The following is a 14668-nucleotide window of genomic DNA, read 5'->3' as shown; positions in this document are numbered from 1 at the left end:
CACTCTTTTGGAGTGGAGGGCGTTTTTTACTTTTAAATAAGTATAAGCTACTAGAAGATGATTTCTAAATGGAATAGGAATTATCTCTTTCAATTTCATTCTTGTTAAGACTGGTTATAAAAGTCTGCGTTGGAGAGTCCAAAGACCGTATCTCTTAAGTGGATTGTTTCAGTTAATAAGTCGTTATTTTAGCTGTTCCGTTAAGTAATGACGGGCCATATAGTAAGCAGAGATAGTAAACATCTGAGTATTAATTTTGTTAGTTCTTACAAGTACAGCGAAGTCCTCAAAATTCACCAATTTTACGGAGATTTCTTCAGTCTCATCAAGGGCTTGCTCAAATTCTTTATAGGCATCTAACAGCAGGTAAGTTTTGACTTTGTTGTTTTGTATAGCTGGGTTGACCATGAATTCGCCCAAAAGAATAGGCGGCTTCGAAGAAATAAAGCCTGTCTCTTCTCTGATCTCTCGTAGTAAACCTTCTTCAGGAGTTTCATTTCCTTCTGTCTTTCCGGCAGGTACTTCAACGAAAAAGTCCGCTCCTGCATATCTATACTGTTCAACAAGGACCATTTGATTATCCTTTGTCAGCACAACAGCATTCACCCAATCTGCATATTCATTTACATAATAATCATCAATTACTATTCCATTAGGATGTTCACATATATCTTTTCGAATATGCCCAAACGGCGACTTATGTATATACTCAGTTTTTAGCGTTTTCCATTTCTTCATCGTTTCCTCCTAGGGGTTAAATAGACATACGAACTCCTTCCTGCATAGGGTTTGCAGGTGGTATAAAATCCTTTTGAAACTTGTCTGTACCTATTGTTTATTCTATAATATATAAAATTTACCATTTTAATGCAAATGAATAATTACGGGAGGCAGGCATGGATTTATTAATAGTTATCATAGAATCATTTTGGCAGGGGATTAAGCCGAATCTACATTACATTTTCATCATCGTTTTCATTTTAATCATTGTTCAAGCCATTAAAATCTACGCTGAAAAGCAAAAAGAGAAGAAACTCAGAAGATCAGGCATTTTTGAAGTGGATGAGATGAGCGGTATTACTTTTGAAAATTACTTGAAGAGCTTATTAAAGATGCAGGGTTTCGCGGTACAAATGACGCCGGCAGCAGGAGACTACGGGGCAGATCTCATTTTAACAAAAAATAATGAAAGAATAGTCGTGCAGGCGAAGCGCTATAAAAAGAAAGTAGGCGTTCGGGCAGTGCAGGAAATCGTTTCTGCAAAGGGGCACTATCAAGCTTCGGTCTGCTGGGTCATTACAAATAATTATTTTACCCAGCAGGCGGTGAATCTAGCTAAATCCAATCAAGTCCGTTTAATCGACCGGGACGAATTGATTACATGGATGATACAGGAGAAGGACGCGCAGGCTAAATTTTCGTAATGCTTGGAATGATAAGAACGTAAAGGTAATCAATATGAAAAAATCACTGCATGTGGTCGGAGCCATTATGGAAAATGAAGTATTTTGTGTGGTAAGAAGAATCAGGCCAGATTATTGAATGGAAAATTTTTATAAAATTTTACCAAACGACGCTTTGAGGAACTTTTTGACTCAACTAACGTAAGTAAGTTACTTTAACAAAGAGATTAGTTTATAGTTAATTTTATATATATTGTTATTTTATATGTTTGAATTATATTAGTGTTTATATAAATGTTTATTGGAGATGAAAAACCTGTGATAAATCTAAATCCCCCAGATTTGTCCCGTATATGAAAGGGGTCAAAGTTTAATGAATAGTCCAATCTAATATTCCCCTGGTAAGCCATAATTCAAATGAAATATCGGGGGATATATAATGAAATTGAATAGAAATTTTTCTTTATTACTATTGGGTCAATCACTCGCTAATATAGGCGATGTATTATATATAGTCAGTGTTATAAGTACAATTTTTGTATTATCAGGTTCTGCCATTGCAGCATCGTTTGTGCCGTTTACGATTGCTTCTTCTATGTTTATATCCAGTCTGTTGACACCTCTCTTGGTGGAGAAATTAAATCTTAAATGGCTACTTGCCGGGTCACAGATTGCAAAAACGATCTTACTCCTTATACTTGGGTTTATGTTAATTGGTTTAACAGGAGATAATTATTATTTTATCTTTCTAATAATAGGATGGATTGCTTTTTTTGACGGATGTGCAAATCCAATAAGACAGACATTGACTCCTTACTATGTTAAACCTGAGCATCTCATTCAAGCGAATGGAATTTCGGAAACTATTACGCAAGTCATACAAGCAGGTATGTGGTTCGTAGGAAGTTCATTGCTGATTATTATGAGCTCTCAACAGCTTATTTGGTTAGTTGGAGGTTTATTTCTACTGGCCAGCCTATTACTTTGCCTTTTAGAAAGTGTGAATAATCATGAAACAACCGAGCTAAAGGGGAAATTTGAAAAGATTAAAGAAGGTTGGAAAACTTTATCCAACACGCCAGTGTTAAGAAGAATTGCTTGGATAGAATTTTTGGAAACCATTGCAGCAACAGTTTGGATAGCCGCTATTTTATATGTGTTTGTCAACGATGCATTGAACGTTGATGAAAAATGGTGGGGATTTATCAATGGAGCTAACTTTTTAGGTTTGATTTTAGGAAGTGCTTATTGTATTAAATATTCTTCTTTTGTTGAAAAGAAAATAGGAACCTTTATTTTTGTCGGTTCATTCTTAAGTTTCTTATTCACAATATTATTTAGTCTAAACAGCATTCCAATGATTTCCTTATTTTTGTCGCTCTGTGTAGGGCTTTTTGGACAAATAAAGAAAATTCCTCAACAAACGGTTATACAAACGAGTGTGTCAAAAGAACAGTTGTCAACTGTTTATACCTCCTTAGGTGCTATCGGAACCGGGATTTTTGGCGTCGGCTCTCTTGTTATGGGCGTATTAGCAGATTTGTTAGGAATTAGAATTGTATTCGTTATTTCAGGGTTGTTACTGGCGGTAGTAAGTACAATTGCTCATAAAAATAAGCAATTGTTTGTTAGAAATGTTATGGAATAATAAATTAAAGGTGAAGGATTTTGCTAGCTACAAAGTCCTTCATTTTTTAATGATTTACGATAAGCTCGGGCTGCTATTTAGCAGCCTTTCACAATGCAAACTAGTATAGTTGCTCCAATGAGAGCAGGGGAGATATAGAAATCAGAAATTTTAGGACCCCAACTTCCAAGAAGCATACCACCAATCCATGCACCGATGATATTACCAATAATCCCACCTGGGACGTATTAAGCTTCAACTAGTAGTAATCTTCAAACGATGTGACTCCTAATATTTTTGTAAAAAGAAACGAAAAAAACCTCTATTCTGAGGTTTTTTAATATATTTACAATTACGATTCCCGGACATTGCCCAGATGCTGATGCAGTGGTGCGGTGTCCGGTCTGCTGTTGATGAGTTCCAGCAGCTCTATTGGATAGTCTCCCGCCTGGATTTCCGCTTTCTGGGCATCGGAAAGTCGGAACCATTCACCGTTGAGCCGCTCCTTGTGGTAGGCCGTGTGAAACCACTTTTCGACGTCCAGTGGTACCTGCGTAGGGATGAGGTGCAGCACTTCGATGGCATAGGGGGATTTCGCCCCAAGGCCGCTTACCACACGTTTCATCGGATCGTTGGCCTTGCCAATCTTCACGTAGCCATTACTGCCCTCCTCAATGATATACACATACCTTGCATCCATTTCGCCATATAACTCGTAGAACAACTCCTTCAACCGCTTCTTGCGGTCCCGATCAGCCTTCGATAAATGGTGCTTTTCCAGACGTAGGACCTTGTTCAAGCAGTCCCGCATCTTCCCGACAACCTTCTTCTGCACGGTTGAATTATAGCGGAGCAGCTCCTGCCGCCGCATTTCTGCTTGTTTCCTGCCTTCCTGCCGGATAAAAAAGATCAGGCCGGTGATTAGGGCACCTGCAAGGAAAGTGAGGACGGGGTGGTTGACAAAGAATCCCCACATCAACGGCCCGACAAAGACAAGAATGAAGAGGAATACTACTAGGGCAGAATTTTCATCTTTCTTCGGCCGTTTTGCTTTTTTTATAATCGTTATCAGCCCCTTTTTTCGTTATTGTGTCCAGCGGTGTTGTGTTTTACTCGGGGCTGTGTCTTCGAATATGTTTAGTTGAGAATATCATTTTCTTGTGGAAGTTTGATGTCATTTGAATCAGACTGAAAGGTGATACGATCGAAAATTATATATTGAAGGTCCAATGGGATATGAAAATACGAAGAATAAAGTAAGGGGAAATAGAAAAAAGACATCGCGAGGATGTCTTTTTATCATATTATATATGTCTCTAATAGGTCGTGCCTATCTGGAAAAATTCCAAGGTTAGTCTATGCTTGGTTTTGGAATTCACAAATATCAAATATACATGCACAAGCTGTATCGAGACGATACTCTCCCACCTGAGCTGCAAGCCTTTTGTAAGATACAAAAATACCAATGTTTTTACATATCGCCATAGCGTTTTAGGTGGGAGAGAGGCATAGACAATCTTTATAGTTTTCCTTCTTATATTATTTACCGCAAAGTAAACGATCCGCGCCGTACTCCCCGCATTAACGTTTCTTCTTTTTATCGTCTACGAGTAATGGTTGCTTCTTATTTATTTTTTCTAACACTACATGGACGTGGTATTTATTATCTTCAATTTGAATGACATCTACAACTTTTCCTTTACGGCCTTTAATTTTAAGATCTTCATTGACTTGGGGGATACGTTGTAAACACTGACTTAGTACAGACGTGTTTTTTTCTAAATAATGAATGGCAAATAACATGTTTATGCGCTCCTTGTAACCTCAAAAAAGGTTGAGTGAATTTTCTCCAATTTATGATGGTGTCAGCGTATATAGAACGCCAGAAAAGAAGATTGATAAACTTGAGAGAAATGATTTCGGGCCTTCAATAAGAGGATAGGGTAACGAATGAAAGGGGTTGTAGAAGGAATGACGAAAAAATGAGGTTTACCAGCTGTTGTTTTATTTGGTCTGTATGTGGCGTCTATGTATTCCTATTTTTTATAGCCGGCATAACAAAATACCAGCCGCTCTTAAGCGAACGGCAGCGAATTCAGGCAGCTTTCTGACAGTACCGGAATTATTGTTAAGTGAAGAGTTATCAAAGGTAAGAAATTTCCTGCTTTTATAGCGCTACAAGCTTGTTTTATTTGTTGATACGAAATAACGCAAAAAAGATCTCTATAAATGTAAAGAAACTAATAGATTCTTCTGCAATTCTCTCTCAAAACCCTTACTAAAAAAATGAAACTATTCAAAAACTCAATCGTAAATATATGGAAGGAAGGATGATAAGTATGGTTTCAATTTACATAAGGAAAGCTGGATATAGTGAGTCATCGTCTATTTTAAGCAATGTTCAGTTTACGGTTCCACAAGGGAAATTAATCGGGCTGATCGGGGCGAATGGTGCCGGCAAAAGCACGACAATCCAGGCGATGATGGAGACGCTTCCGTTTTTTGACGGGGAGGTGCAGCTTGGGACATACGGTTATGTACCGGAGCGGCCAATTTTATATGAGTACCTTACATTATCGGAACATATTGATTTATTGATCCGGACAGTGGGACAGGATGAAAATGAACTGAAGAATCGGGCAACGGAGCTGTGCAAAACATTTCGTCTTGATGATAAGCTGCATCTTTATCCCGTTCATTTTTCCAAAGGGATGCAGCAGAAGGTGATGCTGATTTTGGCGTTTACCCCTACATATGATTTTTATATTCTGGATGAGCCTTTTATGGGCCTCGACCCTCAGGCAATGAGAAGACTTATTCAACTGGTCGCTGAGGAAAAAGAAAGAGGTGCGGCTATTTTGATGTCCACTCACGCACTAGATACGGCCGAAAAGATTTGTGATAGCTATATTTGTATGCATAACGGGCATGTATTGAAGCAGGGGACACTGGGTGAGATGCAGCGATATGAGGGGCAGTCTCTCCTTGAGCTATTTGATGAATTGATTGAGGGTGCAGCCAATGCAGCTGTTTAAGGAGCGCCTAAAAAGAGAATGGCGATTTCATTTAAAACTATTGAAGGATATCATCGACTGGACGATTCTTCTATATGCAATGATTCCGGCAGGTGCGTTCCTGTATTTTCTCTATAGAGAAACTGTGCTGCGCGGGGAGTTTGGTTTTTTCGTTTACATACCGATTGAATTGTTTGTCTTTGTCCTTATTTTATTTGGCAGTATCGGTTATATGCGGACATTTATCGAACCAGCAGACAGGCTGTTCATTATTCAGCATAAGCAAGTGTTCAGCAGGCTGAAAAGATTTTCAATTTATTACTCGGTCCTCTGGCAGTCGGTCTTTATCACGGGGATATTGCTTCTGTTAACGCCAGTGCTGTTCGGTTATTACGGGCTTTTAGCAGGGGACGTATTGCAGATTGGTTTAGCTATGCTGTTGTATTTCTGCGTGAATCCCTGTATTGAGTGGAGCCATCTACATAAATGGCTGAAAGGGCCCTTTGGTTTGTTTGTTGCAGCTTGCTTAAGCGTAATGATTTTATATCTAGCGGCATTCGGGACACTTCTGCTCGTAGCGTTACTATTGCTTGTGCTTTTGTTCATCGAAATGCGCCATATACGCTCAGGCACTTATTTCGAAAAGCAGCTGGAGCATGACTTGAAGGCACATACCCGCTGGATTGGCCGTCTTTTCTTCTTTAACAATGAGTTAAAAAGCATGATAAAGGAAAAGCACAACGTAAAAGCACCGCGTCTGCTAAAAGGCCGCCTGTTTCAGCATGCAGATGATGCGGCTGCTGAGCTTCTTGTCAAAACGCTTATCCGGAATAAACGCTATCGGTGGGCCTATGTGCGGTTAGTACTTGTAACGGTTCCGCTGTATCTTGCACTACCGTTTTGGGCTGATGTGCTGCTGCTTGGATTTTCCTATTTTATGCTGACAGGCTGGCTTGAGTCGGTTATGTACGAAGTAAAGGGGCATGCGGTCTTCAATGTGCTGAAACTGCAGGATGAGCAGTGGTACAGCTCTATGAAGAGACTAAAAGTTATTTTTGTAGCACCAGTAATTCTCTGCATGGGACTGGTTGTTGCTTTAGGCTTGATGCTTTAATATTCCATTAAATAATAGGACAGCCATCTCGTAATTGAAATGGCTGTTTTTTGCGTAGAGTACTGATAATATACGGGGAAGAATACAAAAACGGGGAATAAATTGCTCTTCCCGGCGATCGAACTGCTCTATAAAATAATATATACCTAAACAGTTACCAATATTAAACATATATAGCGATTGCGTATAACCCAATAGTTAATCTAAATAGGCGATATAAACTATTAATCCAGCCGTATTCATTCTATTATAGCGATATATTAAAAAAACATCCTTTTTTTGTAAGGAAAAAGTCGCGGGTAATCTCGGTCATAAAATAAAAGGGAAAATATGTTATGGTTGAAGTATTGCAATAGAAGTGCCAAGAATAGGGTCTTTTAGCAGTAAACAGATTCATAAGGAGAGAACAACATGAAAAACAAATGGATGGCAGTCCTTTTTGCTGGGATGCTGTTAGCAGCCTGCAACGGGGAAGAAGCTGACAAGGAAAAAGAAAAGGAAGCACCGGCTGCAGAAGCGAGTGCAGAAAATGAAACAACAACTGTTGATGAGGATAACCCTTCGTCCGTATTTAAAGAGGGCACATATAAAGCAGATGTGATGGCAGTTGGTCTACCGCCGGATATGAATTTAAAATTAAATGCGATTTCTACAGTGATGCAGGCAGCACTACAGGAAAACCAGGAATGGTATATGGAAACACTTGCCGGCCTGGAGGATGGAGAGCCTCTTCCTTACGATGAAAAACTGGGCATTACAAAAGAACAATATGATCTTTTACTTAGCGCAGATGAGCATATGACGCTTGGCAAAGTCGGCGCTAGTGATGTAAAGATTACGAAAACGGATGAGGGGCTGAAAATTGAAATTCCATCTTCCAAGTTAATGAAAGAGCTGACAATCAATGCAGATGGCAGCGTAATTCAAAGCGATGCAGGGGAGCTGCCATATAATACAAAGATCGTTGCTTCCGAAGATCAAAAGGTGACAGGCAAATGGAACGGACATGCCTTCGTGAAGGAAGAGCAAAACCCAACTAAAATTGTCGAATTTTCATTTGGAAAATTAGAGGAAAACGGCAAAACGATTATTTATATGAATAAAGTAGAAGAAGGCCAGGAAAGTCAAACTGAAATCCTGATCTTCTAATACCGCTTTATATTATTTCACAGTACTACCATTTTAAGAATTTCTGCAGCTAACACATCCACTTCTTCAAGCCGGTCATCGTCGCTTGGATGGTGGATCAGCTGCAGCAGGTCTTCTTTCAATACTAGCTGATGATCTCGATTCATCGGCTTTACTAACTCTAGCAGGCACCAGTATTTCCATATGGAATCGGTGCCTTTTAAAATTTCTTTAATATGCGGCACCGTTTCCTCTGGATAGGCCCGTAAAAGCTCTGCCATCTTTGCAGCAATCGGCCAATTCATATCTTGAATCCAGACAAGCAGCTCCGGAAGTATCGGGATGATTTCCTCTCTTGTGGACATCTGGAGGCGGAGCATGGCCAGTTCATCAAATTTATCTCTAGGAATCATGATTTCTCCTCCTTTTATTTTAGTATACTAAAATATGGGACTTGAAGAAGATAAAAAATGAACAGAGTGCCTGCTATGAAAATTACAAGCTATGTGAGGAGGGCAGCTGTCTGCACGGGCCTGTCCAGACAGTACCGGATTTTCCTCTTTTACAATGCTGGGAAATGAGGAAGTACCTCTTCTCCGAGTTCATCTAATACTTCGTCGGCTGGACGCTTGCCATCAAATAGAGCAAGAAATAAGTGATTAACACCAATGCTTCGGTATAAATCCAACAATTCAATCAGTGCATTCCGTCCTGTACGGTAACCTAACCGAATTGGTGTAGGTCGTTCATTCGGATCTTCGGATAAATCTACATGCATCGGCTGTATAAATGGTTTAAATATACCTGGGTGATATTCCACGGACGCATAATAAAAAGGAGAAAGTAAACTGAAATATGTTTATTTTTGCCTTTTATTTTATAATAGAAGCGAGAAAGCATTTTCCTTTTTTCTGAAAGATGGAAAAAGGAGAGTAAATTGAACTTCGTAGATTTACTGAAATCTGTCTTATAGAGGCCCATGGGCGATGGGGTGGAACATGGGACAGGTGCTTTAGTTGAACGAAAACAGATTAGCAGCATTGGCTAGAACACTACTTATATAAAAGGAGGAAACGACAAGTTGAAGCTAATTTGTAAAGCATGTAATTTAGAAATTTCAGAACCATTAACAGAGTTAAAAAATCTGAGTTTGATTAATAAAAACGATGGCCAAGATTATATTCCGAGAGGCTTTTATTTAATTCAACAGGAAACAGCTTACCAAATATTAAAAGGTTCCATCATTATAAACATCAAGGATTTAATCAATTCTAAACACCATTCAGATGGCAGTAGATTAAATGGTTGCTGCGGTCTTGATGGCTGTGATGGAATGAACAGGGTCTGCTTGCATGACCACGAAATTGGCACCGAATACTCTGATTGCTGGAGATACCATAAAGTTATATTAAATCCAGAGTTAGTTGAATTAATTTCAAATTAGACCTAAATGAACTAAACAAACTTATATTATATATGAACGAAATGATATTGATTGGGATTTTAGTCGTGTTACTGGTGATAAACAGATTTATTGGTAAAACAAATGCCGAAGCAGCTGAAAAAGGACTTGCTCCTCAATTAAACAATGGAAGTTTTGCAACTCTTCATCTATTAGGACAAGATTCAAGAAGCCTTTGGTTGAAGCAAGTACAAGATATCATAGGGTTGGTCAATATGGTCAAGATATACTGCACAGTCAATATAATAGAAGTAAACCTAATCCTAAATTTCCAATTGATTGTTCCAAATTTGGTGTAGACACTCGAGAATATTGTGGCTTTGAAATAAAGTTCGCTAATTTATAATAAAGTCTGATCATTTATAAAAAAGTTTGATCCAATTCATGTGTAGATAGGCAAGATATTTTCTATTCCACAAACGGGGCATATTGTGAAGAGATTTCTTGTGAAATATACATTTACATGTGCTTTTTATATAATAGTAGAAAAAAGTGGAAACAACCATTTATTAAAGGTTTTACTATTTTCAATAAGAGAGATTTTCTGAACTTATATTCAATTCAACTCCAGGGAGAGATAAATATGAAGGAACGTATTATAGGCGCAGGTATCCTAACAGCAATGATGCTATTTTCACCAATCGCAGGAAACCTCGTTGATGCATCTGCTTTGGCAAATGGTTCGACTCAAAAAGAAAAGGTAATGTGGGGCACAAACGAATTATACGACTATCAAATTGGTCGACTTATCTTTACAAAAGACGTAAAGGTTTATAAGAGAGATGCTACGGGTGTAGCGCAGTTCCATATGAATGCAAAAAAGGATTCTATGTGGCGAGTGTACAAAATCACGAATGAAGGTGGCAAAAAGATCTATGATCTAGGCGCAGGCGTTCGAGTACAACAGTCAAACCTTTCGAAGTATGAAGTAGCTCCAAAGGATTTGGTTGCGAAGCAAGTAAAGCAGAACAACAATGGAGCGTTCCTTGTATGGGAGAAAAAAGGTAGTTTTACAGGTTACTTTGATCTACCGAAGATTCATAAACTTGGAAACGAAGATGTGAAGAATAAAATCAATCAGAGTATAGAAAATGCTTTTGTTTCACTTACAAGTGACACACATGTATCTGGATATCAAATTACTGTACTAGAAAATCAGAATAATCGATTCTTGTTAGAAGTGAAATATATAGTCACACCAATGGAATCAGAGGCAGTTACTGAATCGTTCCGGTTAAAATATGATTTAACTACTGGCAACTTAATCGATTGAATTAAATGATTTTAAAAGGGATGAATCGTAAGCGAAGATGCGAAGAATAAAATAAATGAGCATATTAAATTGGTTTTCCACGTATTTGCAAATACATTAGAAGTATCTGATATTAATATTGTTGTATTAGAGAATAGAGACAATCGTTTAATAATGGAATTCAATTATAAAAGTACAAATTATGATACTGGTGAATCAAAAAATAGATCATTTTCAATGAACTTCGACTTAACAACCGGCAAAGTGCTTGAATAGAATTTAATGGTTTAAAAATGGATGCTTAACATCTCTAAATTAATAAGTATTTACTTCAACAATGATATTCAACAGTAGGAAATGATCAAACTTTTTTATGAAAATTGCACAGTGTTTCACAAAGAATTAACCCGTTTTGAACAAACTTTTTCAAAACGGGGTCTTTTAATTTAACTAAAAATATAGGTCAGCGGGTTGTTTTTAATCAAACTTTATTCTGAAAATACCAATACTGTAGAAATAGGGTAAAAAAATAGATAAATTAATTTCCAGGAGGCTTTATCAATGTTAAATGTAGATGATATACGTGAGAGATATAATCAGTTGTATCCTGAAGATGGGGTTATGGAGAATACTCTGGAAAGAATTGAAGATATTCTTCAACTAAAACTTCCCACAGATTTTCGAAATATAGCGAAATTTTACAGTGGGGGATTATTAGGAGGAATAAGTTGCTTTGCGTTTACGCATGAACATATTACGCCAAACATTGTAGATGAAACACTTAGACTTAGAACTTCTATAAATTTGCCATCGAATTTTGTAGTATTGGCTGAACCGCCCAATAGTTTAATTATTATGGATACTCAAAATCCTCCATCGATTATATGGTGTGATGCAACAGATACCAAAAGAATAAGCACAATGACTTTCATTTCACCACCTACTCTATGGGAAACATTTTTTGATTTTTTTACCAAATTAGTTGAAGATGAGGAAGAAGAGCAATTGGAAGAGTGAAAATCAAATAAAATTGTATGTTTGAAGAGGAGTAACTTTCAAAACTTTTTAGAAAATGATGAATAAAGGAAAGAGTAAACCTAAATGTCCGTTTTGGAGGTACAAGGGTTTGAATCACTAGTTTCCCTTAAGGCCCCCCTGATTCAAAGTGAAAAAATTAACATGACATGAATTAAATGATGTTAAGACAATATACCTTGTACCAGCATAGATAAACGTAGTGGCGTTTGGACATGGATTATTTTCCTAAAAAGAGAAAAGGGGTTTTAAAAAATGACAATTAACGATCCAGTTTTTGGTGAACTTGAATATGATTATGCTTGGTCTAAAGACACTACAATTAATTTATTAGAAAAAGAATTCGAGATAGCACTTATGATTAAAGGCGATGAGGATGGTAAATTTGATGAAGAACAATATGCGGCATATCAATCATTAATGCAAGATTGGGAACAATTGCAGCAAAGCTTTTTAAAACCAATTTTAGACTACTATCAACAAAAGCGACATGAAGTAGGTTATGATATTGAATTTAATAAGGATTATCCTTTAGTGGAAACAATCGACCGACTTATTGAGATGATTACGTTGGGTGGAATTGTTGTTTCATATGGAGACATTTACGAAGAGCGTGATATCGGAATACTTTTTAATTGTACATGGGATGAAGAAAATGGACTGGGGCTTCGTTTATTAGATGAAAAGGTGTTTGAGGTAGGATACCAGGATGTTGCGATCTAAACAACGGGACTTGTTAACAAGGATTGAAAGGGAAAGAATTTAAAATTGTGATTCTAAATCAAGTGGTGGAATAATGAAAAATATATAGATATTGAAAACGAATACTTATAGCTACATTTTATAGGAGGTAGTAGCTCTTTTAATTACCTGTTTATTTAACCTCGACTGGCTATTCGCTTTTTAAGGTTTTTCCTTTAATTGCCTTAAATCGGCTGCTGACTTTAAACTAGTAATCAGCAATACCAAAGCCACCTCGGCCGCAAGTCTACTAAAAAAACAACAGCGGCTACAAAACCAAAAGACACGACCACTCCGAGCCAGAAGAAACAAGAAAATAAGCCAAAGCCTAATACAACGCCGGGGCCGGCTGGTAATAAGAAACAGACGACTTCAACTCCGCAGAATGGTAATAAGCCTGCAGCGGCGAAACAGCATGGTACGGATAAAAATACAATTAAGGGTACGGGTAATGGAAAAATCCAATTAGGTAAAGAAGAGTTGGATGCACTACGGAATAAGTGGAATGTTCCGGAAACTAATACTATTGCAGTTGGAAAATCCAATGTAAAAGGACTTGAAAATTTGACTTTTGAAGGTGGATCACCAGAAGTAAGAAAAGAAGCTGGATTACCTTCATTGGATAAAATCTTACCAAATAGGGAGATTAGGGCTCCGTATGATCATATAAAAAATCCTAAGTTAGCACAGTTCACAAGACATGCTGAAGAAGGAGTGTTAAATGAGTTTGATTCTGCTGTAAAGAAAGCAGGAATCGAGCCATTGAAAGTAACTGGTGTGCTTAAAGTTCATCAATCTAATCCAAGAGGTGTATGTAATAAGTGTAGTAAGGGATTACTAAAACCTTATCCCATTGAAAATAGTGGTATATTTTATCAGGCTAGCAAAAAATATCCGAATCTAACAATTGAAGTAACATCTGAGATTGATGACAGTGTAAAAACTAATGGACTATTATCTTTCAGTTTAAAAGATGGAAAAATTATTGAATAATTTAAGGAGGTAATTATGCATAATATATTAATTGATAATTTACAAAAAGAAGCTAGGGTTGGTCTTGTTTTAACAGTAGCAGAAAGAGTATTTTCTGTAATTAGTAAGGGTGATGAAAGATATCCAGATGGAAGAGAAGCCTTGGACAAATGTTGGTTATGGGTTGAATCTCATGCTGTTACTGGGGATGAACTTTACGAACTTATTGATAATGCGGATTTTACAGGAATTTCAGAATATGCTGAGGAAGAAGAGAACTTGAGCATTGCTAGAATTTGGTCACTATTAGTTGATGCAGTAGCTTATACCTCTTGGGAAGCTTATAAAAATGAAAATGTAAAATATTTGCCACAGTCATTAGAAAGTATTAATACCGATAGTATTATTATTTTCTTAAATAGTGCAGTGGAAACCAGCTTTGTTAAAGTAGAGGAAATCAAAAAAATGGAAAAAGTTATTAATGATTATAGAATTACAAATACTGAACCTCCAAAAAAAAGAGAAGATTTTATTAATGCTTTTAAATAAATATACCTTGGAATTTGTCTGTTAATACTTGATGCTCTTGATTTGTTGATAAAGTATACTTTGGTTAACTTGTTTACTATTTGTAACAAGTTGAAAATATAGAATGATGCTTTACTGAAATTCATAGCTCATGATGGTAGTACCATCATGAGTATTGTTTTATTACTTGGATAGTGTGACAAGTTCGATAATTAGGCGAGATGACATTTTGCATGACAGGGATAGTTATGATATGGAACGGCTTACAAACTAACGAGATTGACAAAGCTCATGGCGATAAATAATGGATAACGTGAAAGTGTTTGCTTGTGCTACCTTGGCTTAAAGTTTTGGGTTGTTTTTTACTAGAACGGTCGTATAATACTCGCTAT

17 protein-coding genes and 2 pseudogenes are annotated in these 14668 nt (G+C 37.1%); 13 read left to right on the top strand and 6 right to left on the bottom strand.

Features of this window, described 5'->3' with window-relative positions; genetic code table 11:
* Positions 1-183: 183 nt before the first annotated feature.
* The gene (locus BOD01S_RS01085) at positions 184-738 is read right to left on the bottom strand and encodes an NUDIX hydrolase (protein WP_036154822.1); all 555 of its coding nucleotides are present in this window, start codon (positions 736-738) and stop codon (positions 184-186) included.
* A 158-nt stretch (positions 739-896) separates the two neighbouring features.
* On the opposite strand from BOD01S_RS01085, the gene BOD01S_RS01080 reads away from it, so the two are divergent.
* On the top strand, positions 897-1424 hold the full coding sequence (locus BOD01S_RS01080; protein ID WP_036154819.1) for a restriction endonuclease: 528 nt from the start codon (positions 897-899) through the stop codon (positions 1422-1424).
* Positions 1425-1842: 418 nt separating this feature from the next.
* Positions 1843-3051 (top strand): MFS transporter, encoded by a 1209-nt coding sequence (locus BOD01S_RS01075; protein WP_036154817.1) that lies wholly within the window; start codon positions 1843-1845, stop codon positions 3049-3051.
* Between the two features lie 77 nt (positions 3052-3128).
* On the opposite strand, the pseudogene BOD01S_RS22405 reads toward BOD01S_RS01075, so the two are convergent.
* From BOD01S_RS22405 to BOD01S_RS01065, 3 genes and pseudogenes are all read right to left on the bottom strand, one after another.
* Positions 3129-3275: pseudogene (locus BOD01S_RS22405) on the bottom strand (GlsB/YeaQ/YmgE family stress response membrane protein); the annotation flags it as partial.
* Between the two features lie 107 nt (positions 3276-3382).
* Entirely contained in the window at positions 3383-4006 is a 624-nt protein-coding gene (locus BOD01S_RS01070; RefSeq protein ID WP_081977960.1) for a GIY-YIG nuclease family protein, read from the bottom strand.
* A gap of 605 nt (positions 4007-4611) precedes the next feature.
* A complete protein-coding gene (locus BOD01S_RS01065; protein ID WP_036154813.1) occupies positions 4612-4833 on the bottom strand; it encodes a hypothetical protein in 222 nt (73 codons plus the stop codon).
* Positions 4834-5047: 214 nt separating this feature from the next.
* Between BOD01S_RS01065 and BOD01S_RS23500 the strand changes: the two genes are divergently transcribed.
* From BOD01S_RS23500 to BOD01S_RS01050, 4 genes are all read left to right on the top strand, one after another.
* Positions 5048-5203, top strand: a complete 156-nt coding sequence (locus BOD01S_RS23500) for a hypothetical protein (protein ID WP_218016437.1) — start codon at positions 5048-5050, stop codon at positions 5201-5203.
* Between the two features lie 166 nt (positions 5204-5369).
* Positions 5370-6065 carry an ABC transporter ATP-binding protein gene (locus BOD01S_RS01060; RefSeq protein ID WP_036154811.1) on the top strand — a complete coding sequence of 232 codons (696 nt, stop codon included), beginning with the start codon at positions 5370-5372 and terminating at the stop codon, positions 6063-6065.
* Positions 6052-7158, top strand: a complete 1107-nt coding sequence (locus BOD01S_RS01055; RefSeq protein ID WP_036154809.1) for an ABC transporter permease — start codon at positions 6052-6054, stop codon at positions 7156-7158. The genes BOD01S_RS01060 and BOD01S_RS01055 overlap by 14 nt, the downstream gene beginning before the upstream one ends.
* Before the next feature lie 411 nt (positions 7159-7569).
* Positions 7570-8307, top strand: coding sequence for a hypothetical protein (locus tag BOD01S_RS01050; RefSeq protein ID WP_036154807.1), 738 nt, complete (start codon positions 7570-7572; stop codon positions 8305-8307).
* A 17-nt stretch (positions 8308-8324) separates the two neighbouring features.
* Here BOD01S_RS01050 and BOD01S_RS01045 read toward each other — a convergent pair whose 3' ends face one another.
* Entirely contained in the window at positions 8325-8699 is a 375-nt protein-coding gene (locus BOD01S_RS01045) for a DUF5071 domain-containing protein (protein ID WP_036154805.1), read from the bottom strand.
* Between the two features lie 149 nt (positions 8700-8848).
* A pseudogene (locus BOD01S_RS01040) lies at positions 8849-9103 on the bottom strand (LLM class flavin-dependent oxidoreductase); the annotation flags it as partial.
* A gap of 264 nt (positions 9104-9367) precedes the next feature.
* Between BOD01S_RS01040 and BOD01S_RS01035 the strand changes: the two are divergent.
* The 7 genes from BOD01S_RS01035 (at position 9368) to BOD01S_RS01000 (ending at position 14297) form a co-directional block, all read left to right on the top strand.
* Positions 9368-9730, top strand: coding sequence for a hypothetical protein (locus tag BOD01S_RS01035; RefSeq protein ID WP_036154801.1), 363 nt, complete (start codon positions 9368-9370; stop codon positions 9728-9730).
* A gap of 32 nt (positions 9731-9762) precedes the next feature.
* Positions 9763-10047 carry a hypothetical protein gene (locus BOD01S_RS23155; RefSeq protein WP_156117034.1) on the top strand — a complete coding sequence of 95 codons (285 nt, stop codon included), beginning with the start codon at positions 9763-9765 and terminating at the stop codon, positions 10045-10047.
* A 284-nt stretch (positions 10048-10331) separates the two neighbouring features.
* Positions 10332-11021, top strand: coding sequence for a hypothetical protein (locus BOD01S_RS01025; protein ID WP_143815049.1), 690 nt, complete (start codon positions 10332-10334; stop codon positions 11019-11021).
* A 540-nt stretch (positions 11022-11561) separates the two neighbouring features.
* Entirely contained in the window at positions 11562-12017 is a 456-nt protein-coding gene (locus BOD01S_RS01015) for an SMI1/KNR4 family protein (protein WP_036154792.1), read from the top strand.
* 273 nt (positions 12018-12290) lie between these two features.
* The gene (locus BOD01S_RS01010; protein ID WP_036154789.1) at positions 12291-12758 is read left to right on the top strand and encodes a DUF6985 domain-containing protein; all 468 of its coding nucleotides are present in this window, start codon (positions 12291-12293) and stop codon (positions 12756-12758) included.
* A gap of 498 nt (positions 12759-13256) precedes the next feature.
* Positions 13257-13769 carry a hypothetical protein gene (locus tag BOD01S_RS22400; protein WP_081977959.1) on the top strand — a complete coding sequence of 171 codons (513 nt, stop codon included), beginning with the start codon at positions 13257-13259 and terminating at the stop codon, positions 13767-13769.
* A 15-nt stretch (positions 13770-13784) separates the two neighbouring features.
* Positions 13785-14297: an Imm6 family immunity protein gene (locus BOD01S_RS01000; protein ID WP_036154787.1), complete on the top strand. Its 513-nt coding sequence runs from the start codon at positions 13785-13787 to the stop codon at positions 14295-14297.
* Positions 14298-14668: the final 371 nt, after the last annotated feature.

Origin of the sequence: Lysinibacillus odysseyi 34hs-1 = NBRC 100172, from assembly GCF_001591965.1 — a bacterium.
GTDB classification, from domain to species: Bacteria; Bacillota; Bacilli; order Bacillales_A; family Planococcaceae; genus Lysinibacillus_B; species Lysinibacillus_B odysseyi.
Note: the sequence above shows the minus strand (reverse complement) of the source record. Positions and strands in the feature narration are given on the sequence as shown.